Source organism: Pseudomonas serbiensis, from assembly GCF_030580745.1.
Lineage (GTDB): Bacteria > Pseudomonadota > Gammaproteobacteria > Pseudomonadales > Pseudomonadaceae > Aquipseudomonas > Aquipseudomonas serbiensis.
This window is the reverse complement of record NZ_JAUQOO010000001.1, coordinates 449,830-473,849: the sequence shown is the minus strand read 5'-3', so window position 1 is coordinate 473,849 and position 24,020 is coordinate 449,830. Positions and strand designations below refer to the sequence as shown.

At 53.3% G+C, this 24,020-nt stretch carries 29 protein-coding genes and 2 tRNA genes; 19 read left to right on the top strand and 12 right to left on the bottom strand.

Annotated elements, in window-relative coordinates:
• Positions 1-17 precede the first annotated feature (17 nt).
• Positions 18-2,918 carry a sensor domain-containing phosphodiesterase gene (locus Q6A51_RS02090; protein ID WP_405046109.1) on the bottom strand — a complete coding sequence of 967 codons (2,901 nt, stop codon included), beginning with the start codon at positions 2,916-2,918 and terminating at the stop codon, positions 18-20.
• A gap of 260 nt (positions 2,919-3,178) precedes the next feature.
• Here Q6A51_RS02090 and Q6A51_RS02085 point away from each other — a divergent pair, with 260 nt between their 5' ends.
• The 10 genes from Q6A51_RS02085 (at position 3,179) to Q6A51_RS02040 (ending at position 10,358) form a co-directional block, all read left to right on the top strand.
• Entirely contained in the window at positions 3,179-4,243 is a 1,065-nt protein-coding gene (locus Q6A51_RS02085) for an NAD(P)-dependent alcohol dehydrogenase (protein WP_201001996.1), read from the top strand.
• Positions 4,244-4,486: 243 nt separating this feature from the next.
• Positions 4,487-4,855: a hypothetical protein gene (locus Q6A51_RS02080; RefSeq protein ID WP_201019540.1), complete on the top strand. Its 369-nt coding sequence runs from the start codon at positions 4,487-4,489 to the stop codon at positions 4,853-4,855.
• Positions 4,856-5,075: 220 nt separating this feature from the next.
• On the top strand, positions 5,076-5,438 hold the full coding sequence (locus Q6A51_RS02075; RefSeq protein WP_025259837.1) for an NUDIX hydrolase: 363 nt from the start codon (positions 5,076-5,078) through the stop codon (positions 5,436-5,438).
• Positions 5,439-5,644: 206 nt separating this feature from the next.
• The gene (locus tag Q6A51_RS02070) at positions 5,645-6,601 is read left to right on the top strand and encodes a tyrosine-type recombinase/integrase (protein ID WP_122321287.1); all 957 of its coding nucleotides are present in this window, start codon (positions 5,645-5,647) and stop codon (positions 6,599-6,601) included.
• A gap of 474 nt (positions 6,602-7,075) precedes the next feature.
• Positions 7,076-7,345, top strand: a complete 270-nt coding sequence (locus Q6A51_RS02065) for a hypothetical protein (RefSeq protein WP_122321285.1) — start codon at positions 7,076-7,078, stop codon at positions 7,343-7,345.
• Between the two features lie 14 nt (positions 7,346-7,359).
• On the top strand, positions 7,360-7,785 hold the full coding sequence (locus tag Q6A51_RS02060) for a hypothetical protein (RefSeq protein ID WP_122321283.1): 426 nt from the start codon (positions 7,360-7,362) through the stop codon (positions 7,783-7,785).
• A complete protein-coding gene (locus Q6A51_RS02055; RefSeq protein WP_122321281.1) occupies positions 7,782-8,045 on the top strand; it encodes a hypothetical protein in 264 nt (87 codons plus the stop codon). The genes Q6A51_RS02060 and Q6A51_RS02055 overlap by 4 nt, the downstream gene beginning before the upstream one ends.
• 94 nt (positions 8,046-8,139) lie before the next feature.
• A complete protein-coding gene (locus Q6A51_RS02050) occupies positions 8,140-8,391 on the top strand; it encodes a hypothetical protein (protein ID WP_122321279.1) in 252 nt (83 codons plus the stop codon).
• Positions 8,392-8,425: 34 nt separating this feature from the next.
• Positions 8,426-9,676, top strand: coding sequence for a hypothetical protein (locus tag Q6A51_RS02045; RefSeq protein WP_122321277.1), 1,251 nt, complete (start codon positions 8,426-8,428; stop codon positions 9,674-9,676).
• A 334-nt stretch (positions 9,677-10,010) separates the two neighbouring features.
• On the top strand, positions 10,011-10,358 hold the full coding sequence (locus Q6A51_RS02040) for a hypothetical protein (RefSeq protein WP_122321275.1): 348 nt from the start codon (positions 10,011-10,013) through the stop codon (positions 10,356-10,358).
• A gap of 668 nt (positions 10,359-11,026) precedes the next feature.
• On the opposite strand, the gene Q6A51_RS02035 is transcribed toward Q6A51_RS02040, so the two are convergent.
• A complete protein-coding gene (locus Q6A51_RS02035) occupies positions 11,027-11,344 on the bottom strand; it encodes a hypothetical protein (RefSeq protein ID WP_201019539.1) in 318 nt (105 codons plus the stop codon).
• 540 nt (positions 11,345-11,884) lie between these two features.
• Positions 11,885-11,961: transfer RNA gene (locus Q6A51_RS02030), tRNA-Val, on the bottom strand.
• A 296-nt stretch (positions 11,962-12,257) separates the two neighbouring features.
• Here Q6A51_RS02030 and Q6A51_RS02025 point away from each other — a divergent pair.
• On the top strand, positions 12,258-12,479 hold the full coding sequence (locus Q6A51_RS02025; protein WP_025259836.1) for a ubiquitin-like protein: 222 nt from the start codon (positions 12,258-12,260) through the stop codon (positions 12,477-12,479).
• 140 nt (positions 12,480-12,619) lie between these two features.
• Here Q6A51_RS02025 and Q6A51_RS02020 read toward each other — a convergent pair.
• Positions 12,620-12,696, bottom strand: a tRNA-Val gene (locus Q6A51_RS02020).
• A 182-nt stretch (positions 12,697-12,878) separates the two neighbouring features.
• On the opposite strand from Q6A51_RS02020, the gene Q6A51_RS02015 reads away from it, so the two are divergent.
• Positions 12,879-14,162 carry an NAD(P)/FAD-dependent oxidoreductase gene (locus Q6A51_RS02015; protein WP_304574006.1) on the top strand — a complete coding sequence of 428 codons (1,284 nt, stop codon included), beginning with the start codon at positions 12,879-12,881 and terminating at the stop codon, positions 14,160-14,162.
• A gap of 58 nt (positions 14,163-14,220) precedes the next feature.
• On the opposite strand, the gene Q6A51_RS02010 is transcribed toward Q6A51_RS02015, so the two are convergent.
• Positions 14,221-14,811: a peptidase C39 family protein gene (locus Q6A51_RS02010; RefSeq protein ID WP_374063445.1), complete on the bottom strand. Its 591-nt coding sequence runs from the start codon at positions 14,809-14,811 to the stop codon at positions 14,221-14,223.
• A 7-nt stretch (positions 14,812-14,818) separates the two neighbouring features.
• On the opposite strand from Q6A51_RS02010, the gene Q6A51_RS02005 reads away from it, so the two are divergent.
• Both Q6A51_RS02005 and Q6A51_RS02000 read left to right on the top strand, forming a co-directional pair.
• Complete coding sequence (locus Q6A51_RS02005) at positions 14,819-14,998, top strand: hypothetical protein (RefSeq protein WP_236124047.1); 180 nt, start codon at positions 14,819-14,821, stop codon at positions 14,996-14,998.
• A 128-nt stretch (positions 14,999-15,126) separates the two neighbouring features.
• Positions 15,127-15,291, top strand: coding sequence for a hypothetical protein (locus Q6A51_RS02000; RefSeq protein WP_201019536.1), 165 nt, complete (start codon positions 15,127-15,129; stop codon positions 15,289-15,291).
• A gap of 73 nt (positions 15,292-15,364) precedes the next feature.
• On the opposite strand, the gene Q6A51_RS01995 is transcribed toward Q6A51_RS02000, so the two are convergent.
• Positions 15,365-16,123 carry a TerC family protein gene (locus tag Q6A51_RS01995; protein WP_201019535.1) on the bottom strand — a complete coding sequence of 253 codons (759 nt, stop codon included), beginning with the start codon at positions 16,121-16,123 and terminating at the stop codon, positions 15,365-15,367.
• A 32-nt stretch (positions 16,124-16,155) separates the two neighbouring features.
• Positions 16,156-16,398, bottom strand: a complete 243-nt coding sequence (locus tag Q6A51_RS01990; protein ID WP_201001980.1) for a hypothetical protein — start codon at positions 16,396-16,398, stop codon at positions 16,156-16,158.
• A gap of 132 nt (positions 16,399-16,530) precedes the next feature.
• On the opposite strand from Q6A51_RS01990, the gene nhaR reads away from it, so the two are divergent.
• A complete protein-coding gene (gene nhaR / locus Q6A51_RS01985; protein ID WP_201019533.1) occupies positions 16,531-17,427 on the top strand; it encodes a transcriptional activator NhaR in 897 nt (298 codons plus the stop codon).
• A 2-nt stretch (positions 17,428-17,429) separates the two neighbouring features.
• Here nhaR and Q6A51_RS01980 read toward each other — a convergent pair whose 3' ends face one another.
• A complete protein-coding gene (locus Q6A51_RS01980) occupies positions 17,430-17,939 on the bottom strand; it encodes a DUF1993 domain-containing protein (protein ID WP_201001977.1) in 510 nt (169 codons plus the stop codon).
• Positions 17,940-18,093: 154 nt separating this feature from the next.
• On the opposite strand from Q6A51_RS01980, the gene Q6A51_RS01975 reads away from it, so the two are divergent.
• Positions 18,094-18,753 carry a YceH family protein gene (locus Q6A51_RS01975; RefSeq protein ID WP_304574005.1) on the top strand — a complete coding sequence of 220 codons (660 nt, stop codon included), beginning with the start codon at positions 18,094-18,096 and terminating at the stop codon, positions 18,751-18,753.
• Between the two features lie 100 nt (positions 18,754-18,853).
• Here Q6A51_RS01975 and Q6A51_RS01970 read toward each other — a convergent pair whose 3' ends face one another.
• The 3 genes from Q6A51_RS01970 to Q6A51_RS01960 are packed head-to-tail and all read right to left on the bottom strand — an operon-like array spanning position 18,854 to position 21,411.
• Positions 18,854-19,438 carry an isochorismatase family protein gene (locus Q6A51_RS01970; protein WP_304574004.1) on the bottom strand — a complete coding sequence of 195 codons (585 nt, stop codon included), beginning with the start codon at positions 19,436-19,438 and terminating at the stop codon, positions 18,854-18,856.
• A gap of 60 nt (positions 19,439-19,498) precedes the next feature.
• Entirely contained in the window at positions 19,499-20,335 is an 837-nt protein-coding gene (locus Q6A51_RS01965) for a pirin family protein (RefSeq protein WP_304574003.1), read from the bottom strand.
• 11 nt (positions 20,336-20,346) lie between these two features.
• Complete coding sequence (locus Q6A51_RS01960; RefSeq protein ID WP_304574002.1) at positions 20,347-21,411, bottom strand: alkene reductase; 1,065 nt, start codon at positions 21,409-21,411, stop codon at positions 20,347-20,349.
• A gap of 101 nt (positions 21,412-21,512) precedes the next feature.
• Between Q6A51_RS01960 and Q6A51_RS01955 the strand changes: the two genes are divergently transcribed.
• From Q6A51_RS01955 to Q6A51_RS01945, 3 genes are all read left to right on the top strand, one after another.
• Positions 21,513-22,394 carry a LysR family transcriptional regulator gene (locus tag Q6A51_RS01955; protein ID WP_304574001.1) on the top strand — a complete coding sequence of 294 codons (882 nt, stop codon included), beginning with the start codon at positions 21,513-21,515 and terminating at the stop codon, positions 22,392-22,394.
• 246 nt (positions 22,395-22,640) lie between these two features.
• The gene (locus Q6A51_RS01950; RefSeq protein WP_025259829.1) at positions 22,641-22,994 is read left to right on the top strand and encodes a hypothetical protein; all 354 of its coding nucleotides are present in this window, start codon (positions 22,641-22,643) and stop codon (positions 22,992-22,994) included.
• Positions 22,995-23,164: 170 nt separating this feature from the next.
• On the top strand, positions 23,165-23,347 hold the full coding sequence (locus Q6A51_RS01945) for a hypothetical protein (RefSeq protein ID WP_201019531.1): 183 nt from the start codon (positions 23,165-23,167) through the stop codon (positions 23,345-23,347).
• A gap of 97 nt (positions 23,348-23,444) precedes the next feature.
• On the opposite strand, the gene Q6A51_RS01940 is transcribed toward Q6A51_RS01945, so the two are convergent.
• Complete coding sequence (locus Q6A51_RS01940; RefSeq protein WP_201017540.1) at positions 23,445-24,005, bottom strand: hypothetical protein; 561 nt, start codon at positions 24,003-24,005, stop codon at positions 23,445-23,447.
• Positions 24,006-24,020: the final 15 nt, after the last annotated feature.

Here is a 24,020-nt window from a genome sequence, read left to right as displayed (position 1 = left end):
AGGAAAGACAATGCCGGTCATGGCAAGTCATTGCCGGTCTGGTTCCAGTGCTGGCCCAACTCGATATCCTTGTTCAGGTCGAGCTGCTCCAGAGGCAACGGCATCGCAAAGTGATACCCCTGAGCCTGCCCCGCTCCCATACCGCGCAGCAGCTCCAGGGTAGCGCGGTCTTCAACCCCTTCGGCCACCACCGTCAGATCCAGCGACTCGGCCATTCGTACGATAGCGCGCACAATGGCCCGGCTTCTGGCGCTGGTCGTCAGCTCCAGAATGAAGGATTTGTCGATCTTCAAGCCGCTGAAGTGATACTGATGCACATAGCTGAGCGATGAGAAGCCCGCTCCGAAATCGTCCAGCACCACCGACATGCCCCTGTCAGCCAATTGTTTCATGGACTGACGAGCCTGCTCGGGATCTGCCACCAGCGCGCCTTCGGTCAGCTCCAGGCAAAGCCGCGAAGGCGCAACGTCGTATTCCGCCAGCAAGGCCAGTACTTCGGAGGCGAACTCGGGACGGGTGATGCTGTAACTGGAGCAGTTCACATGCACCGGCGGCCAGTGAGCATTGGCCGGATCAGCCAGAATGGCAATCACCCGCTGCAACATGTAAAGGTCCAGACGCCCGATAAGGCGAAACCCTTCCAGAGCTGGCAGAAAGCTGCCGGGAGCGATGACCCGACCATCGGGTTGACGCCAGCGGATCAAGGCTTCAAGCGCCAGCAGCTTGCCGGTGTTGACGCAAATGATGGGCTGAAAATACGGAATCAGTTCGTTGGTATGTTTGAGCGCCTTGCGCAATGCGCCTTCGCGCTCGACCTGGTCCGAGACTTCGCGACGCAACTCCTGATTGAACACGACAAAGCTGTCACGCCCACCATTCTTGGCCCGGTACATAGCCGTGTCCGCATCACGCAGCAAATCGGCTGGCTCCTGGTGAAACTGACGATCAGCCCCGACCACTCCGATACTGCACGAAGAAAAGACCGAATGGCCGCTGATAAAGAACGGCAGGTCGAACGCTTCAAGAATGCGCTCGGCAATCCCGACCCCGACAGCCAGCGGCGCACCGATCCCCAGCACAGCAAATTCATCGCCCCCCAGACGCGCAAGCAAATCGCAATCGCGGATACAACTGCGCAACCGCGCAGCCGCCTGGACCAACAGGATATCGCCAAAGTGATGGCCCAGGCTGTCGTTGACGACCTTGAACCGGTCCAGGTCAATAAACATGACCACCAATTGCTGGTCATGTTTATTGAAAGCCTGCCAGGCCTCTTTCAGGCGCTGTTGCAACTGGCTGCGATTGGGCAGGCTGGTGAGTGAGTCATGGGAGTTTTCATGCTGAAGCCGGGCATTGGCCAGATCCAGCTCACGGGTACGGTCCTGAACCCGTGCCTCAAGGCGCAGATTAGCGGTATGTATCGCCTCGGCAGCGCTACGCCGGGACAAGGCCGTATCGATATGGCGAGAGACGAAGGTCAGCAACTCCTGATCGCGCAGGGTGTAGCTGACGTTCTGCGAATAGCTCTGCACCGCCAGCACGCCTCGTACATCGTCCCCCTCGAACAGGGGGATGCCCAACCAGGATGACGAACGATTGGATTCATTCTGAATCTCGATTTCACCTTCCCTTTCCAGCCTGTAAGCATCTTCTTTATCGATCAGGCAAGGACGGCGCTGGCGGATGACGTATTCGGTAAAGCCACGCTGCCCCCGCCGCGACCTGGGAGGCGTCGCCAGTCGCTCATCGCTGTAATACGGGAAGGTCACTTCTTGTGTAGAACTGTCGTACAGGGCGATATAGAAGTTGTACGCCACCAGCAACTCGCCGACGATCATATGCAGGCTGTGGAACAGTTCTGCCATATCGCCCGGCTGGCTGGACAGCTCGGTAATCTGGAACAACGCACTCTGCAGGTGCTCTGCCCGCTCGCGATCTGCCACCTCCTGCCTGAGTGCATCGTTGGCGGCCGAAAGCTGCTGGGTGCGCAGCAACACCGTATGTTCCAGGTCGGCCCGGTGCAGAATCCGGTCCAGCGCCATCGCCACATGCCGGGCAACCACCAGAAACAGCGCACGGTCTTCGACACTGTAAATCCGCGAGACGTCGTAGACCTGCATGGCCAGCATGCCAAAGACTTCGTCCGATGACTTCTTGAGCGGTGCGCCCATCCAGAACTCGGGATGACGCCCCTCGCAGAAAAAGCGCCCCTGAGCCTGAGCCTGCCTGATAGCGATGGCATCAATGAACATCGGCTGGCCGGTGGTCAGGACATAGCCCGTCATGGATAGCCGTGAGCGGTCGAGATACTCGAAGCTCTCCGGCTCCAGCGCTTCGTGGTCGGCTACATCGATGTAATAGGGATAAGTGATCTTGTCTCGCTGGCCGTCGTACAGCGCCAGATAGAAGTTCTCGGCATCGATCAGAGTCGCCAGCTGTTTATGGATGCCTTTGAGGAAGGTGCTACGGTCCCGTGTCGAACTGGCCAGATGACTGATTTCATAAAGGACGCGCTGGGTATTCTGCGCCCTGACCAGAGCAGCACTTTGCAAGAGATACCCCAATCGCAGGGCCAGATCGGCCAATTGCGGGTTATCGGCTTCGGACAGGGGCGCCAGCAACCAGCCCAGCGCCGCTTCGCCCATCCCCATGACCCAGCGATGCAACTGCCGCGAGCGACAGAAGTCATCGAAACCGTCACAGGCAATTTCCCCAAGCCAGTCAGCCTGTACACACCCGCTCCCCAGCAGACGCTTGTGTGACCCGGCACCGTAGGCCGCCCATGCCACATTGGGCATGCGGCTTCTCGCCTCGCGCAGCAAGGCTTCCACGGAGTCTTCATCTGAAGGTGCAGGTGATACAGCACAAGAGTCATCAGTGGACTGGTACAAGTCTGGGGACAAAGGGGGAACCTGCATGAAAAACACCAAATCCTGAAGCTGACTGCGGCTATCTTCATCGGCAGCCCCCAATGGTGGCAAGCAGGAAGTGTGATTGAACACAAGAAAATACGTATTACCGAGCGTATCAAGGCCTCAGCCCATCAGAAAAGCTGACGGCGACCGGCACTATCGGTTCATTCAGCAAGTCAAACCCGGTCACATTGCAATACTCGAAGCCTGATCAACAGCTATGCTGGCTTCCGGTTTCTTTCAACCCCACTCCAAAGGTGATCGCAGTGGTCAAGACATACAGCTACGCCGCAAAAGAACCGTCCGACACCCTGAAACCTTACCGCTTCGAACGCCGCACCCCAGGTGCTGACGATGTGCAGATCGATATTCTGTACTGCGGCGTCTGCCACTCGGACCTGCATACCGCACGCAACGAATGGCACAACACGCTCTACCCTTCGGTGCCGGGCCATGAAATCGTTGGCCGGGTCACCGCTGTGGGTGCCGACGTCAAGAACTTCAAGGTAGGAGACCTGGCGGGCGTCGGCTGCATGGTCGACAGTTGCCAACACTGCGCCTCCTGCGCTGAAGGTGAAGAACAATACTGTGAGAACGGTTTTACCGGCACCTATAACGGCCCGGTCTTTGGTGGCGAAAACACCTTTGGCGGTTACTCCGACAATATCGTCGTCAAGGAGAAATTCGTCCTGCGCATCTCCCACAGCGACAATCTGGCTGCTGTCGCTCCGTTGCTCTGTGCAGGCATCACCACCTACTCACCGCTGCGCCACTGGAAAGTCGGGCCAGGAAAACGGGTCGGTGTCGTCGGCCTTGGCGGGCTGGGTCATATGGCCGTGAAGATTGCCCACGCCATGGGCGCGCATGTGGTGCTGTTCACCACCTCGCCCAACAAGCGTGAAGATGGCCTGCGCCTGGGCGCCGATGAAGTCGTGGTTTCCAAAGACCCTGCCGAAATGGCAGCACAGGCCAACAGCCTGGACTTCATTCTCAATACCGTCGCTGCACCTCACGATCTCGATGCCTTCCTGGGATTGCTCAAGCGTGACGGCACCATGACGCTGGTCGGCGCCCCTGCGGAGCCTCACCCATCACCGGCCGTGTTCGGGCTGATCTTCAAGCGCCGCAGCCTGGCCGGTTCATTGATAGGCGGCATTCAGGAAACCCAGGAAATGCTGGATTTCTGCGCCGAGCACGGCATCGTTTCGGATATCGAAATCATCGCCATGCAGGACATCAACGACGCCTACGAGCGCATGCTCAAGGGTGACGTGAAATATCGCTTCGTGATCGACATGGCCACTCTGAAGCAGGAAGCGTCTGCTGCCTGATAGCGGACATTCAGGCTGTCCGACAGGATCGGGCAGCCTGTTTTATCATCAGGGCCATATGACAAAAAGTCTCGATTCAGCGCATTTAAACAACAAACCTCATCATTGAAATATCTTGCTGCAAATAACTGCACGCTTCCTCAAACCATTCATCATAAAGCCCTTATCCATCACTTCCCGCTGTTGACACGCCCTTTTATGGGGCGCGCAATAGGTGCTGGATGAAACGACGGGGAAACACACATGGCTAAGATCAATGTTTTAGCGGGTGATTTTCTTCAAGGTAATGGGGAATACCGCTCTGGCACCATTACTCTTGTAACCCCCCTCTTTCCATGGCCTGGAATCTGTTTCAAGCAGAACGAAATCAAGTCAGTGGAAATTGCCAGCAAAGCGTCAAACAGGAAAATGGATGACACCATCGGATTCGGTCTGGCAGGCGCATTGATGCTAGGTCCCGTGGGAGCTGCCGCTGGCATGCTCCTGGCGAGCGAGGAGAAAGAAATAACCTTTGTAGCAACGTTCAAGGACGGCAGAAGCCTGCTCGCTGCCACCGATGAAAAAACCTACCGCAAAATGGCGCAGGATATCCCTGTGTCCGACTTCATGTAAAAGCCCCCCACTGCCTGACAAGAGCCCGGTCCTGCGCCGGGCTCTTTCGTCATGACCCGGCTATTCTTTTTTCAACAAGCGTTCTGGCACCGATTGTGCTTGGTGAAAAATTAACTTTTTATTACATTTTTATGACATTGATATCTGTTATCTCAACAGATTCAAGTTTCAGGGCAAGCGTGCAGATATCAAGAATGACTGGACGTTAACAGGTGGAAAGATGAAAGAACGAGCAACAGTCATCTGCAAGCGTGACGACCAGATCCTCTACGTTCGCAAACCAAAATCGAAATGGGCATTGCCCGGCGGCAGGATCGAAGCGGGAGAAACGCCAGCCCAGGCAGCCGTGCGCGAACTGAGTGAGGAAACGGGCCTTGAAAACCTGGACCTCATGTATGTGGATGAATACGAAAAGGATCGGGTCATTCACCACATATTCACAGCCGTGATCCCCTCCTCCAGCGAGCCCTCGCCACGGAACGAGATTGCCGCCTGCAAATGGCTCGCGACTGGAAACATCAGCGACCTCAAGGCAAGCACAGCGACCAAATCCATCGTCAAATCGTTTGCCCGGCCCAAATAGGGTCGGGTTTCAATCTGCGCAAACGAAAAAAGGGCGACCCTTTCGGATCGCCCTTCTTCACCGCCCAGCAGAGCGGATTTTGTTTGGTAGGCGCGATTGGACTCGAACCAACGACCCCCACCATGTCAAGAAGGCAGCCTGCTGTCTATAGCCCTTGTGGTTCTAGGCCCTGAGAGAACGCCCATTCACACTATGAGGCGTCAAATATGGCTAACATCCGTTCCCTTCCTTCTGGTAACTGGAATGCTCAGGTACGTATCAAGGGCAGACCTGCTCAATCAGCCACCTTCCCTACTCAAGCTGAGGCTCAGGCATGGGCTGACAAACAGGAAGCGATTCACAAGGACCACAAGCATCACACCATACTCACGCTAGGCATGACCTATTGTGAGTCCCACCTCAAGGGCAAGGGCAGCTATGACCATGCCATCCAGATTGTTGAGCAGCTTGCTCAAGCCTTCCCCCAGCCCATCCATGAAATCACCCCTCAAATGATTAATGACTTCAAGCTGAGACGCTTACAGACAGTGAAGGCTGCTACCTGTAGGCATCAGCTAGCGTTCCTCTCTCGGTTCTTCAAATATGCAAAGCGGGGCTTGCTGATAGACATAGCTAACCCCGTACAGGAAATAGTCCTGCCAAAGCCAGGAAAGTCGAGTGACAAGGTAGTGACCACTGGTGAGCTACACATAATCCTCAATGAGCTGTCACCTACCATGGGGTTGATAGCTGAACTCGCATATGAAACAGCCATGAGGCGTTCGGAGATATTGAAGCTGACAGTTAACTGCTTGCATCTGGATCAACGTATAGCGGATGTTGTAGATGGGAAAAATGGGACACGCTCTGTTCCTCTTACCTTTCGTGCTGTAGAGCTATTCAGAGAAGCTATGAGGCGTGCTGTAGCTGAGCGCATACCCAAAGGAAGGTTATTCACTGTAACGCCCCGTAGCGTCTCACAGGCTATCAGGCGGGCACGTATCGCAACCAACTTAGACAGTAGTGTAAGACTGCACCAATTGAGACATACAAGAATAACCAATGTAGCCAAGAAAGGTTTTAACAATGCTCAGATAATGATTGTGTCGGGGCACAGAGATACGAGATCGGTAGCCAGATACTCTCACTTGAATGCCAAGGACGTTCTCCATCTAATTGATTGAGCCCTTACAAGCCCTCTGGCGAGGCGTAAGGAACCGCCCTCGCCAGACTATAACTTTATACACAGCACCTCCCCAACAGGCTTACTTATAGGCACCAGCCATACCACAACAAACTCACCATGAGTATGCTTGAGCTACCGTCATTGAAAAATATTTTTGATTTTCCATGCAGGAAATTTCCTAAAAAACGACTCTAGTATATTACTAGTAGAGAAAATATCTCTGCTACATTTTTAGGCACCCCTCCAAAAATCAGGCACAGTTATTAAAATCACAAAATCACCTCCTCAACTCCCACACCAAACCAGACTGTAACTCCGAGCAGCAACCTCTCCCAGCCTTCTATTTTCATAAAAGTTATGAGATAGAGACAACTTGTGGTTTCACCCAGATAATATTACGAGCCGTAAACTCTAGACATCCATGGGAAACACAACAAGGAGAGCCCTTCATAAAACCAAAGAGACAATAGCAATGAGCATAACACTTGAACAGATTGTAGCAATCCAACACCAGCAGCTTAATACATTTCCAAGGAAGATCATCTACTTGATGGTGCGTAACCAAGCCGACCAAGAAGGTTGGTCTACCATCTCAGGTAATGACTTCTGTGTAGCATCTGCTCTCTCCCGTCGCTCTGTAGAAGGCGTGATTAAACACCTGATTAAATCAGGTCTGGTAGAGCGTAGAAAGTCTGGACCGAATCAAACATCTCCTTTCCAGTATCGGACCATTACATTTTAAGAAGGAAACACAGTATGAATTATACCCACAACGACCTAGTAACCATTGCCCAAGAAACTGGACGCAGTGTCGAAGAAATCGAAGAGATTGCAAAGAACTCAGGTTGGCAGCTATCAGAGAAACCTAAGACTTTACGAAGCCTTGACAACTCCAAGGACGCTGTAGCAATGATGAAACAGATCAAAGAGCAAACATTACAGCGCCTCTACAGAGATGACCCTTTCATTCGAGAGGGGATTAATGCCCAAGCAGCCATTGAGGCAGCCAGACAAACACGCAAGAACACCGAGCCTAACAATAACATCTACGACGAGAATGGACATTTTCAAGGTGTAAACAAAAGCATCATTAGCGGACCAGCGGCTACAGGAAAAAATCAAGCTGACGCAATGAAGGCTATCAAAGCCAATATTTATAAACGACTGGGGGCTGAGCAATGAACTGTTACCGATCAGAAGGTGAGCGACAATACCTTGAACATCGCAAGGCCGAGCTAGAGAAAACTATTAAAGCTGTTGCCTTGAAGAACGACAGCCCTGTAGGTGAGATTAAAACCTACAAGGGCGTTCAATACCAGATGAATCAGAGAGGTAATTTCCTCTGCATCAATCCTCGCCCTGAGCTGGAAGGTGTATTTACTACAGCCTTTATTCTACACAACGTTGTTGACGAACTAGAAAGACTTAAGCCCAAGAAATGAATACGGGTACAAGCTGGGCTATTACAGCAATCATCATGCATGCAACATGCATAATCTTACTTACCATAGCTATACTTATCATAGGCGCCATGATATGGCTCAATTAAATTCAGAAGAAGACTTCATCCTCATACCTAACTACCAATCCCCCCTCAGAGCTATCATCCCCATTAAGATTAAGCGCAAGGTAGTTAGAGAAATAATGACGGCCAAGGGTAATCCTGACGCTATCTACGCATTAGCTCTAAAGCATCGAATGTCTTTACAAGCTGTAGGCCATTTAACTTGGCAGACGGAGAAGTATATTAATGAAGCACCAGCAGTTAGCCCTAACTACAAGGTGTGATTACTCATATAAAAAACCATAGAGAGAGTAAAGTTTGGTAACTATTATAGATGCTGTATGCGGTGCAGGCAAAACCACTTGGGTCTTTGACCACATTAAGAAAAACAAAGAAAAACGCTGGCTATTCGTTTCTCCTTACCTATCAGAAGTAGGAGACGGCAAAACCAAAGGACGCATCCAGCTAGAGCTACCAAACTTAGACTTTAAATCTCCCGGAACCAGCGGCCTTAGCAAGTCTTCTCACTTAAAATCCCTTCTCTCCTGTGGTCACAACATTGCATGCACCCATGCTCTGTTTGAAGACATAGACAAGGACACTATCCAAATCATCTACGAAAATGACTACCATCTAATCATAGACGAAACGATAGACATGATTGAGGTGTGGAAGGAATATCACCCGCAAGACATTACAGCGCTAGCTGAGGCTGGCATGATACACATCGCTGAAAATGGCAGGGTTGAGTGGAATCACCTCAAATACCCCAACTATAAAGGCCGCGATCTGTCAGTTAAAAACAAATGCGATGCAGGCTCCCTATGGTTATATGGAGATACTATCTTCATTGCGCGCACACCACCTTGCGTTATCAATGCAGCCAAGACCACTACCATTCTGACATACCTGTTTGAAGGTAGCCTAATGGCTGCATGGTTGAAGATCAACGACCTTGAATATGCTTATCACTACCCTACCGAGCTACGCTCTGAGAATGAGATAAAGCGTATCATCAAGCAGAAACTGAAAATCATCAATACACCTAAGAAAGTTTTAGACATACAGACTGACAGTAAGGGTATGTATGCACCACATACCTTCTCTTACTCTTGGTTTGAGAACGCAAGTGACGAAACACTAAAAACCTTTGGGGCTAGCCTGGAGAACACCAGACAGAAGGTAATGCCTAAAGGCTCATATTTCTGGACTGCGCCTATAGGCTCCTCTCCTTACCAAAAACTTAAAGTAATGGCACATAAGCGCTGGCAGACTGACCTAGAAGGTAATGACGATTCAAAACATAGAACCTTCATACCTTGGAACACCAGAGCAACCAATGAATTTGCAGATCGAATCAATTGCATCTACGCATACAACATCTACCCTAACGTAATCATCATCCAGCATTACAAGACATTGGGGATAGAGATTGACTCAGAGAGATATGCCCTAGGCTTTCTCCTGCAATTCATATTCAGAGGTTCAATCAGAACACACAACGATATGAATCTACTGATAGCCAGCGAGCGAATGAGAAAACTACTAGAAAACTGGCTAGAAGTTTAGTGACAAGAAAATGGCAATTCTTTGTCACCAAATTAGAATTAGCCCTTGATTTACGCGACCTACAGAGGCGCTCCCTTAAAGATTTATAAATAGAAGACAAGTCCTTCTATCAATTATTCTCAGATACATTACAAACAACTTCCTTATACTTGAAATCAAAAGCAACTTCGGCATAGCCGAAAAGAGCACGCATTAAAACAAAGATCAAAAGCGGAACACCTACCAGTGCCTTTGCCCTTCTCTTTGATGCGTTGCCACTCCGTGGCGTGCTCTTGCTTCTGCCGTCACGCAGTGACTCCTGCTGAAAGCCAACCACTACCCTCAAGAGAAAAAAATGAATATTAAAGAAACATACAAGAAGGAATATATCGAAGCCTTCTCGCACATTGAGCTAGCAGAGAAGATAGGCGTAAGCCTCTCCCTTCTAGATAGCCATGCCGAGTTTCAAGGCTGGAAAGAAGAACATAGACTCTACTGGTTTGACAAGTCGGTGGAGCAACTTAAGGTTGAGCTTATCAATGGTAACGTTGTAGCAGTGAAGGAAATGCTTAAGCTTGCTGGTATGGCCCGACCTGTGGGACGCCCTAAAAAAGCAGACGTAGAAAAGTATCTTAATATTAAGTCTAAGATAGACAATGAGTTTGATGCAGATGTTAAGCGTATGGCTCTAGTCAAGCCGTAGAATTATTTATTAATTGAGGTGATAGGCATTAACCTCAGAGCACAACCACCACTTTTCTATCTATACTTACGAAACAGATAAAGCCTCAACACCCACATGACTATCGCTCGAATCACAAACGCTGAGAGCACCAATAATAAAGCGCCTACCACCTTGCCTTTGAATATGGCAATCATGATTGATGCAATAATCGTAGAAAGTAGCAGAAAATTACATAGCAACCCTAAAGGGTGGAATGCAGAAGTTGACTTCAATATAAGTCTTGTTAATTCAGGCGTTGATTCTTGCATTCAATTCTCTCCTTGAATTAAAGGCATAGTAGAATCAAAGAGAGCGTTAAGCTCTAACTGTACCTATGCCCTCTTAGGGTGCTCAATGCGTTTCCACACTGGCCGTTCTTCACAGGGGCTTACACCTGCTGTGCCTGATAGTTTAGCTACCAGTACCTACCCATCTAACAAAGCCAGAGGGGATATGCCGACGTATCAGTTACGCCTCACTGGGGAGTTCTACCAACCATCCTCCCATTGTCCTCTTAGCGGTCATATCACCACTACGCCATTGAAGGCTACGCTATGAAATTACTAACATTGAGGTGCCCCCTACTGGGACATACAGTTTACCTGTGAAGCTAGGCAGGCCCGTTTGCCGAAGGCATTAAGATACGCTCAAGAAGAACGTAAGTCAAGATTAGCCTTAGCTAATAGAAATCGGTTTATATTCTCTTGGGCCTGGCTAATAAGTTTCTGCTTACCGAAGCGACGCTCTAAACCAAGAAGACCGAGTGATAAATAGTCGCACGAATGGTATGCAACCTCTTCCAGAGCAACACCCTGAGACCGCAAATGATACAACCTTAACATGTGCTGACTGCAACCACCCTCTTCCATAGCGCCATGATACAATCTACGATTAACACCCAGATAATCTGCCACTTCATTACCGAACGACTTACCTTTCCAAGCCCAATATATTCCCTTAAACATTCTCAATTCCTTAATTTTCACTAGATGCAGCTACAGAGTTTTTTCTAGAAAATAATACGTAGCATTGCATAGATAGCACCACGCCCCACACCCCCTCCCCACCCCTAGTGCTCATAGTGCTCAGTCACAGAAAATCAGGGCATGTCTTCTCCCACCAGACAGACACATGCACTGGCTATTCGCTTCTCTCATGCGTTACTTGGATGCCATAGGCGCTTAGCTGACTCCCCACAACAGGCACGTAGCTCAGTTGGTTAGACGCTAGCCATTGTGAGGCACGAACAATGAGCACCACCTTAACAAGAAGGTGTTCCAGCCTTTGAAATCAATTGGTTAGGCTAGGTCGTTCACAATTTCTTGTGTGAACGCTGGTGTGAACGTCACTGTGAATGATGTGTGAACGCTCACCACTGGCCAAATTTTCTGTTCACGTTGCCTTCTGTGAACACTGCCTGTAATTTGTGAACGTTTTCTCAGGAACGAAAAAAGGGCGACCCTTTCGGATCGCCCTTCTTCACCGCCCAGCAGAGCGGATTTGTTTGGTAGGCGCGATTGGACTCGAACCAACGACCCCCACCATGTCAAGGTGGTGCTCTAACCAACTGAGCTACGTGCCTGCTGTGGGAGCGCATTCTACGGATATTGAAAAAGGTGTCAACGGCTTTTTGCAGTAACCCACTGATATATTCAAATTTTTAGCTCTGAATTCAGCACATGCCATCAGACGCAAGCTCCGGCAAGGGCATCAAGCCAGCTGTCTGAAAGCGCACGGCGCTGACAGTTCTGTCAGTTCCCGTCATTTCCCCCCACTTTTAATCTGTACGCACGCGCGCAAGCGAATGTAGCTATCTGCACGAACACGTTCAAGGCACTCCTGTTCGCGTCTCCTATGCCATTCACGCCAGGTGACGAAATGATTATTTATGCAAAGAAATTGACCGGAGAACTCTGGGAACTGGATGTTGAACCCTCAGATACGATCAGTAACGTGAAATGCAAGATTCAGGATAAATCTGGCATTTCCCCCGAAGCACAGAGGCTTATCTTTGCCGGGAAACAGCTTGAAGATCAGAGAAGCCTGAGCGATTACAACATTCAGAAGGAGAGCACCATATATGTTGTAATCCGACTCTAGACATAAAGCTCTGGCGCAATACCCCTAGGCAACCGGCATCATGCACTTCACGAGCGCTTTTCAAACCTGCTTGCGCCGAACGAAAAAAGGGCGACCCTTTCGGATCGCCCTTCTTCACCGCCCAGCAGAGCGGATTTGTCTGGTAGGCGCGATTGGACTCGAACCAACGACCCCCACCATGTCAAGGTGGTGCTCTAACCAACTGAGCTACGTGCCTGCTGTGGGTGCGCATTCTACGGACATTGGCTGGCCTGTCAATCTCTTTTTCAGCTAAGCCTATGAATTCGCAACGCTTTTAGGTGCTGCGCAGGTAAATATGTTTTATCCCGTGGCTGGCAGAGGTTTTTTAACTGGGGTAGGATCACGGCACTCGTCAAGAATTTTAAACGGAGCTTCAGGATGGCGAACACGCTCTATCCGCAGTCCTACTACGCCGCATCAGCCAATCCGGTCCCGGAACGTCCTACCTTGCAGGGTGAAGTGGAGACGGACGTATGCGTCATCGGCGCAGGCTATACAGGGTTGTCCAGCGCCCTCTTCCTGCTTGAGCATGGCTTCAGAGTCACCGTGCTGGAGGCCGCGAAGGTCGGCTTTGGCGCCTCGGGCCGTAACGGCGGGCAGATCGTCAACAGCTATAGCCGCGATATCGATGTCATCGAGCGCAGCGTAGGCCCCAAACAGGCGCAACTGCTGGGGCAGATGGCATTCGAGGGCGCGGCGATCATCCGAGATCGTGTTTCCCGTTACGGTATTCAATGCGACCTGAAGGACGGCGGCGTATTCGCAGCCCTGACCAACAAGCAGATGGCGCATCTGGAAGCTCAGAAGCGTTTGTGGGAACGCTATGGGCATTCGCATCTGGAGCTGATGGATAAAAACCGCATCCGCGAAGTCGTTGCCTGCGAGCAATATATCGGCGGCATGCTGGACATGACCGGCGGCCATATCCATCCACTGAACCTGGCGCTGGGCGAAGCGACTGCCGTGGAATCGCTTGGCGGTGTCATCCATGAACAATCGGCGGCGATCCGTATCGAACGTGGCGCCAACCCGGTCGTGCATACGGCACAAGGGAAAGTCCGCGCCAGATTCATCATCGTGGCCGGCAATGCCTATCTGGGCAATCTGGTGCCGGAACTGGCGGCCAAGTCGATGCCATGCGGCACTCAGGTGATCACCACCGAACCGCTGACCGAAGAGCTGGCCAAATCCCTGCTGCCTCAGGATTACTGCGTCGAGGACTGTAATTACCTGCTGGACTACTACCGCCTCAGCGCCGACAAGCGCCTGATCTTTGGTGGCGGCGTGGTCTATGGCGCCCGCGACCCAGCCAATATCGAAGCCATCATTCGCCCCAAGATGCTCAAGGCCTTCCCGCAACTCAAGGATGTGAAGATCGATTACGCATGGACCGGCAATTTCCTGCTGACCCTGTCACGACTTCCGCAGGTCGGGCGCCTGGGCGACAACATCTATTACTCTCAGGGTTGCAGCGGGCATGGCGTGACCTACACCCACCTGGCAGGCAAAGTGCTCGCCGAAGCCTTGCGCGGCCAGGCCGAGCGATTCGATGCATTCGCTGACCTGCCCCACTACCCCTTCCCCGGTGGCCAGTTGTTGCGCACACCGCTTACGGCATTGGGTGCCTGGTATTACAGCCTGCGCGACAGGCTGGGCTTCTGATACTCGGCTTCAGAGTGAAAACCGCCTATCTCGGGGTTTTCACTCTGCCAAGCCAAACTTATTTAACACCCTGGCGCGCCAACGCCTTGACCGCCTCACCCGCCGCCTGCTCCTGTCCCGCCAGGGACACTTCATTGGCAGCTTTCAGCCAGCGCTGCTGATCCACATTGGCAGGCAGTTGCCTCGGCCCCTGAATCAGGACAGCCCAGCTACCCGCATCCTTCCAGGCAGAGCTGAAGCTGCCAAAGCTCATCATCTGCCGACGGTTCATGCCCGCCTGCAACAGCACCGTCTGCTTGATGCGGTTATAGCCAACGAGTACGACATAGCGAGGCCCTTTCCACCAGGCCGAGCCTTCGGACATGCGCAGCATCACCGGATATCCCGCTGAAACCTGCTCCAGCAGAGCGTGCAGCTCGCCATCGAGGGGGTAGACCACAAAGCCATATTGGCGCGCCACGTTCTGCATGCTGCTTTCAAGACGGCCTTCGCCGCCCGGCAATTGCAGAGGTTTGTCGAGCAGGCCGGGGGTAATCAGCACCTGATGGTTGGACAGCATGCTCGCCAGTGCGCCCGGCCCGCTTTGGTAGGCATTGCCCCGGAAGAACGGCACGGAGTTGAGTTCGACCCGATCCGGCAGACGCTGGATTTGCGGGGTGACCATCGAAGCGCAGGCGGCCAGGCTCAGTGCCAGGGCAATCACCCATGACCGCCGGGATCTGGCGGCGTTGAACAAAAAGGATACCGGCAGCATTTTCACTCACTTCAACTGGCGTCAGGCAACACGCGACCTGACTCGGACGTCGATCATAGAGCCGCGCAAGGCATGGGTATAGCCTTCTCACGCAGTCAGAGTGTCTGGATAGATCAAATCGATCATAGCCGTCAATTAATCGAAACATGTGAGGGACTAGACTGTCAGTTATTCAGACAGCAAGAAGATGCAGCAAATGCGGAGGCGCTTATGAGCCTGGAAATGACAATCGTGATGCTGATCATGGCATGGCTGATGGTTGCAGGTGCCATGCTTTGGGGAGTTCTGCGAATTTCTCGCCGCCATCATCCTCGTCCGGTGCGACCGACCCCAGTGGTCCGGCTGGAAAAAAGACAGCCTGCAACAGCCCACTGATTACCGTCCATGAAATGAAAAATGGTCGGCCCCATTACAGGGCCGACCATTTTTTACATTACCGCCCCAGGTATCAGGCGTTGGCAGCTTCAGCAGCAGCCTTTTTACGCTTGGCCTTGCGAGCCAGGATGTTGAGGATCTCAACCGCTGCCGAGAACGTCATGGCGGCGTAGATGTAGCCTTTAGGTACATGGGCACCAAAACCTTCAGCGATCAGTGTCATACCGATCATGATCAGGAAGCCCAGCGCCAGCATCACCACCGTCGGGTTGTCATTGATGAACTTGGCCAACGGGTTGGCAGCCACCATCATCACGATCACAGCAGACACCACAGCGATAATCATGATCGGCAAGTGTTCGGTCATGCCCACCGCAGTGATGATACTGTCGATGGAGAACACCAGGTCCAGCAGCAGGATCTGGAAGATCGCCGCGCCCATGCTCAGCGTCACAGCAGACCCGATGGTCTTTTCCTGCTCGGCCTTGCTGTCCATGCTGTGATGGATTTCAGTGGTCGCTTTCCAGACCAGGAACAGGCCACCCGCGATCAGGATCATGTCCTTCCAGGAGAACGCCTGGCCGAGTACTTCGATCACAGGTTCGGTCAACTGGACAATGAAGGCCACGGTACTGAGCAGGCCCAGACGCATGATCAAGGCCGCACTGATACCCAGGCGACGGGCCTTGGCCCGCTGATGCTCAGGTAGCTTGTTGGTCAGAATGGAGATGAAGATCAGGTTATCGATACCCAATACGACTTCCATCACCACCAGCGTGGCCAAGGCAATCCAGGCTGCGGGACTTGTAGCGAGTTCCAAAAGGTATTCCATAGATCGTGTCCTGCTTGAGCCAATATTAAGCGTTAGATTTCTTTACCAGACTTCTCTTCGGGAGACTCGGGCTGTTTCCTGGGTTCAAGTACCGAAAGATCCTTGCGGGTATCTTCAAGCGCCTTGGTTGCAGCTTCATGGGTATCGTCAATCGCCTGCTTGGCTGTGTTGGCAGCCGTATCCAGAATCTGTTTGGTCGATGTTTCAACCTGGTCACAGCCCGCCATTACAACCAGCGAACATGTCAGCAATGCGGCGTAAATGGGTTTGATCATGTTTCCCTCGATAAGCAAGGCCGGACATCACCTTTGGTCCGGCGTCAGCGAAGCATTCTAGGGACATGGAAACATCAGAAAAATTCGATTTTTCAAGGTGTATACTTCGGTTTTACCGAATCGGCAATCTTTATGCTCAACTATCGCCAACTCCACTATTTCTGGGTCGTGGCCAAGACCGGCAGTATCGTGCGCGCCTGCGAACAATTGAACCTCACGCCCCAGACCATCAGCGGCCAGATCAGCCTGTTCGAGGAGACACTGGGCGTCGATCTCTTTCGCCGTGTAGGCCGGCAACTGGAACTGACCGAAGCCGGTCGACTGGCACTGCCCTATGCCGAACAGATGTTCCAACTGGGTAATGAGCTGGAAACCATGCTGCGCTCACAGCCCGACGAGCAACAGATCCTGTTTCGCATCGGCGTTGCAGATGTCGTCCCCAAATCCATCGTCTATCGCCTGATCGCCCCCACCATGGAACTCGAAGAGTCGATTCGCATCACCTGCCGCGAAGACAAGCTCGAACGCCTGCTGGCCGACCTGGCAATCCAGAAACTGGACATGGTGATTTCTGACAGCCCTATGCCACCACATCTGGACATTAAAGGCTACAACCAGAAACTGGGAGAATGCGGTGTCAGCTTCTTCGCGACCCGAGGCGTCGCTGAAAATCTGTGGGGAGACTTTCCGCAGAGCATGCATGGCGCACCGCTATTGATTCCTGGGCAGGACACTGTGGTGCGCGGCAGATTGATGCGCTGGTTCGCCGAACAGAAAATCCAGCCGCGGATTATCGGCGAGTTTGATGACAGCGCCTTGATGAAGGCTTTCGGCAAATCCGGCAGCGGCGTGTTCGTCGCCCCCAGCGTGATCGCCGATGAAGTGCAGAACCAATATGACGTGCAGATCATTGGCCAGACCGAATCAGTCACCGAGTCGTTCTATGCCATTACCGTCGAACGCAAGGTCAAGCACCCCGGCATTGTCGCCATTACCGAGAGTGCTCGAAACAAGCTGTTTACCGACTGAGCTTAAAACTTGCCCATGTAATCGCGCTTGCCGATTTCCACGCCATTGTGACGAAGCAGGTCGTAAGCGGTGGTGACATGGAAGAAGAACTGCGGCAAGGCATAGCTCAACAGATAAGCCTGGCCGTTGAGGCGTTTTTCCTTGTCAGTGCCAGGACGCAGGACGACTTCAATACCTTCCTTGCCGTCGACATCCTGCGCCTTGATGCTGCCGATGAAGGCCAGAGTCTTGGCGATCAGGGCTTGCAGATCGGCAAAAGTGGTTTCGGAGTCTTCGTATTTTGGGATCTCGACGCCAGCCAGGCGAGCCGAAGCGCCCTTGGCGAAGTCGACAGCGATCTGGATCTGACGGGTGAAAGGCAGCATGTCCGGGAACAGACGCGCCTGCAACAGGGCTTCAGGCTGGATTTTCTTCTCGGTAGCGTGGGCCTCGGCCTTGACCAGAACGTCATTCAGCGCGTTGAGCATTTGCTGGAATACAGGAACGGAAGCGGCGTACAGGGAAATAGACATGACAAATCCTGAGAGTGAAAGCAGGAATTATAGACATGCTCTTCAGGAAAGATGGCGAGTCTTTTTCCATTCCACACAACGAGCCAGCGGCGCACTGGATATAATTCAGCGCAGCCCATAGGCTGACACCCCGCCATCGCTCAGGGAAAGCGTAATGACCACCGAACCCTCTTCAACCGAATCAGCCGATGCCACCCAAGCGCTGCAACTCAACAGCACCGAAGTACGCATTCTCGGCTGCCTGATCGAAAAACAGGCAACCAGCCCTGAAACCTACCCGCTGACACTCAACGCCCTGGTCATTGCCTGCAACCAGAAAACCAGCCGCGACCCGGTGATGAACCTGACCCAGGGCCAGGTTGGCCAAAGCCTGCGCGCCCTGGAAAACCTTGGGCTGGCCCGCCTGGTCATGGGCAGCCGCGCCGATCGCTGGGAACACAAGGTCGACAAGCATCTGGAACTGGTGCCCGCGCAAGTGATCCTGAGCGGGCTGCTATTTTTGCGTGGCCCGCAAACCACCAACGAACTGCTGACACGCAGTAACCGAATGCACGACTTCGAAGACAGCGAACAAGTCGTCCACCAACTGGACCGCCTCATCGCCCGAGGCCTGGCAACCCTGCTGCCACGCCAGGCCGGCCAGCGGGAAGATCGCTACATGCATTCACTGGGAGATCCGGCCGACCTGGAGGAACTGCTGGCTGCACGGCAAAACCAGCCGGAACGGGTATCGGCATCTGCATCGAGCGAGCGGATTGATGAACTTGAGGCACGGATTGCGGCGCTTGAGGAGCGGTTGGCGAGGCTGGAGTGAAAGGTCGCGCGGGTATGACTGCCTGAAACACTTGCTTCATGGGTATTGAACAACAGGCAGAACCTCACATTGAGGTCCTGCCTGTTGTTCTAAAAAGGCCTCAGCCTTGAAGTGCCTCAATCAGCACCTGCACCAACTGCCCACCTTCTGGTGTCGCCCAGCTTCCAGCAAGTTCGGCAATCAATTGGTTGGTTGTGGTCAATGTCACACCGCCTTTATCCATCCTGCGCAAAGCGATGTCGTCCGCCATGACGGTAGGTGAGCCACCGCCATCGGCGACAACCTGCACGTCAAAGCCGTCGCGTACCAGGCTCAATGCCGGATAGACCGTACAAACGTCATTGGTGACACCGGCGATGATCAGTTTCTTGCGGCCTGTCGCCTTGACCGCAGCAGCAAAGTTCTCATCGTCCATGGCGTTGACGATGCCCAGGCGCTTGATTCGTGAAGCGAATTCGGCAGGCAGGATCTGCTCCAGTTCACTGAGCAGTGGACCTTGGGCGTACTCCTCCATGCTGGAAGTCAATACGACCGGCAGTTTCAGAATGCTGGCAGTCCTGGCGAGCATCAGTGCATTGCGTTTCATGTCTTCGAATGAAATGGATTTAACCCATCCCATCGTCCCCACCTGATGATCGATCAACAACAGGGCAGCATTGTCGGCACTGAATTTTTCGTAGCTCATTTGACTCTCCTGACAGCAAGATTAGGGCCTGAGGCCCCGGTTTGGGGTTGTTATGTCTGGTTATCGAGGTTGCAGGGTTCCGAATGCGCCGCTCTGGTAGCCGTTTACGGCTGCTGCCAATGCAGTCGATGAGGCAAGCGCCAACGGTCCTTGCCAGTACACCGGTTGATTGAGCGGGACACCGGAAAACACGACGGCCTTGGCATTGCCTTTTCCGGCCCGCAAGGTGACGGTCCGGTCCGCACTCTGCGGCAGACTTACCGGCAACCGGGGCTCCACAAGATTGAAAGCCTGGCCATCAACGGACACATCGCCGTCGATGGGCATCACGAACGCGACATGGCCATCCGGGATAGGAACATTGATTTCGGCACCCTCCTCAAGGGAGATGTCCAGCACACACACTTCGGTCGGCACCGAGAGTGGCGAAACAGCATTCTCGAAACGACCCAGCGGCACTCGTATCTTTGCGCCTGGCAAATGCACAACCGGAACATCGCGTGCTTCGAGGCTCAGGGCAAAAGGTGCCTGCGCCTGCCGATCCTCCGGCAGGTTGATGAAGATTTGCAGCATGTGCACGGTCTTGCCCGTTTCGGCAGGGATTTCTTCATGCACCACACCCGCTCCGGCAGCCGTCCAATGCAGCCCGCCGGGTTGAATCAGGTTGCGGTTACCCAGCGAATCCCGGTTATCGATGCCTGTTTCCGAATCCAGAAACAGGTAGGACACGGCTGAAAACCCCGCATGGGGATGCGGCGGAAAAGTAGGCCCACTGATCCAGGCATGATCGACCGCCAGAAACGGATCGATAGGTTTGGCAAACTGATCGCCGCGCAGTGTGAAGGCCCGGAACTGGCTGCCGTGGTTCATGCGTTGCAAACGAGCGGTGGCTAACATGGCTGCGCTCCTTATGCGTTTCGGGACATGGCGGGATAGTCGATGTAACCCTCGGCACCCGGCGAGTAGAAAGTCTCCTTGTTCGGTACATTAAGTTCGGCACTGGTACGGAAACGCTCGGGCAAGTCGGGGTTGGCCAGGAACGCGCCGCCAAATACAGCGGCATCGGCCTTGCCTTCACGAATGAGGGCGTCGGCACTCTCTTTGGTGAGGCCACTGCCAATCAGATAGCTGCCTCCGAACAACGGACGCAGTGCAGCGTGGTAGTCGAAATCGGCCCCGAACAAGGCGACATGAAGATAGGCAAGCTTGAGGTCGCGAAGCTGCTCTACCAGATAGGTGTAAGTTTCCTGCGGGTTTGCATCGACGATGTCGTTGAAGTTCATCTCAGGCGAAATCTTGATACCCACGCGATCACTACCCACTTCATCGGCCATGGCTGTCAGCACTTCGATCACAAAGCGGGCACGGTTTTCAACCGAACCACCGTAACGATCTGTACGCTGGTTGCTGCCTGTGGAAAGGAATTGCTCTGGCAAATAACCGGAGGCCGCGTGCAGTTCGACGCCATCGAAGCCGGCCTCGATGGCCTGGCGTGCCGCCTGACGGTAGCCAGCAATCACGACACCGATCTCGGCCTGACTCAGGGCATGGGGTGTCACGAAATCCTGCAAACCAGTGGCAGTCCAGGTCTGGCCCGCTGCCTTGATTGCCGAAGGTGCTTGCGGCTGTGCGCCGTCAGCCAACAGCGAAGGGTGAGAAACACGCCCGCAGTGCATCAACTGCATGAAGATTCGCCCGCCACCGGCATGGACAGCCTCGGTTACTTTTTTCCAGGCGGCGACCTGTTCGGCGGTTTCGATACCCGGAGTGCGGACGTACCCCTTGCCCAGCGCAACAGGGAAAACACCTTCGCTGATGATCAGACCGGCAGTGGCACGCTGGGCGTAATAGGTCGCAACGAAATCGGATGGCACGCCTGTGTCATCGGAACGTGAACGAGTCATCGGAGCCATGACCATACGGTTAGAGAGGGTGTAGCGACCGACCTGGACTTGCGAAAAAAGGGAATTCATTACGGTGCTCCTCAGAAGTGATGTGGTTATGATTAATCAGACCCTAATACGGGATAAACCCCGTAAAAATGAAATCACTAATCCATCAGTGGGATAATTAATTGGAATATCTCAACGATATGGCGCTGTTTGTAGAGGTGGTGAAGACGCGCAGCTTCAGCCGTGCGGCAGAAACCCTGGGCATACCAAACTCGACGCTGTCGCGACGCATAAGTGAATTGGAGAAAGGGATTGGCCTGAGACTGCTTCACCGCACAACGCGAAAGATCGAGCCGACGGAGGCCGGTCAGCTGTACTTTGAGCGTTGTAAACGGATCGTCGATGAAGCCCGTCTGGCCCATGAGCAGCTAGGGGAAATGCTGGCACGGCCCAGCGGAATACTCCGCGCTTCGCTGCCCGTCGATTTCGCCACTGTCTACCTGGCACCACTGATTGCAGAGTTCGCCCGACTTTATCCGGGTATCGGTTTTGAGTTCGATCTAAGCCCGCGTCAGGTTGATCTGGTCAGCGACTCGGTGGATGTCGTGATCAGGATGGGAGAGCCTGCAGATTCAAACCTGATAGCCCGCAAACTCGCAAGTTTGCGGCGCGGCCTGTATGCCTCTCCCCGATATCTGGAAATGTCTGGCGAACCTGAGCAACCTTCGGATCTGAGCCACCACGAGTGCTTGCGATTACGCGGTTCAGGTGCAGATCGATGGACGCTGTCCACTGGCGAAGAGAGCGTGGAAGTGGATGTCGGCGGGCGATTTGAACTCAACAGCGTAGGCATGCTCAGGCGCCTGGCATCGCTGGATATGGGAATTGCGTTATTGCCAGAGGGGATCGCGGAACAAGATTTGAACAACGGAACATTACGCCAGGTCCTGACGAAATGGCACGCTTCTCCTGTATCCGTTTACGCACTGACCGAAACTCGTTTGCTACCGGCAAAAACTCAGCGGTTTATCGAGTTTCTGCGCGACAGGCTTGTCGATGCATGACAAGGCATCCGGCAGATGTTTCCACACCTTCCTACCAAACGGTATTGGATTAACTCTGAGGAGCAGGCGTAGAATCAGCGGCAAGATTCGCGATGGACAAGCCACACAAAACATCGCCAGCCCCTTACACAAAATTTACCTAACGGCTTCGCAGTTTTCTCAAATTACGATGTCTTAGAGTTATCCCGTGGCAGTGCTTGAGCGTAATGCAGGCCCGCGACAACGGGTTGAGAGCGAGGAACAGTCATGATTCGTCATATCCCCAAAATTGCCTTGTTTATTGGTGCCCTGGCACTGGCAGGTCAAGCCAACGCTGATCGTGGCTGGGGTGGGCCCGCCGTACTGGGCGCAATCGTTGGCGCTGCCGTGGTTGGAGCGGCTGTTTCGTCCAGTCGTGACAGGACAGTGTATGTAGAACGCCAGCCGGTCTATGTTCAACCACAGCCGGTTTACTACGCTCCACCTCCTCCGCCAGTGGTTTACTACCAGCCGGCACCCGCTTATGAGGTTGTGGAACGCTACCCGGCTCCGCCACCGGTCTACTACCGTCGCTATGCACCGCCGCCAGCCTACTATGGCCCGCCACGCGGTCACTGGTAACCCACAAAAAACCCCGCTTTGGCGGGGTTTTTCGTTTCTTTGTCATGAGTCGGGGGTGGAGCGTCAAGGCTTGGGAACCTCGCGCTCATCAATGACCACTATCGAGAGCGATGATTTTTACCAGAGACGATGGCTGCGTAAAGTAGCGCCATCGATTGATGGAGACAGCCATGAACAAGGTTCAGATCATGTCAGTAGTTGGCAGCGCCGTACCAGCCACACTCAGAGAACGCGGCCTGCTGGCCTGCTGGTATCTGATGCACAACGGCGAGCCCGTCAGCGGCCCTTTCGCTTCACTGCCTGCAGCCAAGGCCAGTTCCGAGAAACTGGAAAGCAACATGCTCAACGGCTGAATGCAGTACCCGGCTTTAACGAACTTCGTGCGTTGCTCCGCACATCCCCTTGCCCACATCCTTTGATGTGGGCTTTTTTATGAGGGCTGAAAAAGCCTCAGACGCGCTCGGCCATCGCCGCATTCACCTGGCAGCGATGAGTCAGTTTTTGCAGGCGCTTTTCCAGGGCAATGAACACGACACGATCAGTGCGACCGCTGTCCAGCTCATCGATCAGGTCATTGGCGACCTGACGCAATTCATAGGCGAGCACTACACGATCATCGTTCAAGTCCTGTTTATGGGACTCGAACAAGCGGTGCAGATAATCCTGCAAGGTGTATTTCAGGCGATGACGGTCGCTGGCACGCAAATGGCTGAGGTTGAGGCTCGTTCTGGCCTGCAGTTCGGTCAACTCGCCGCACAGGTATTGAATACGGCGGGCATAACCGGTTTCACGCTCACGCAGTTGCCTGTGAGCCACGGCTGCTTCCTGCTTGCGCTGGATACCTGGAACACCCACCGCGACCATCATGCCGACAATCAGCGCGGTAGCCTGGACCCAGCCGGCCCAGTCGGAAGGACGTGAAAAAAAGCCTGTAACAAGCAGCACTACCGCAACCAGAGATGCAGCGATCACCAGAACAACGTAATCCTTGCCGATAAACCCCTTGAGCATTGCACGCTTCCTTAA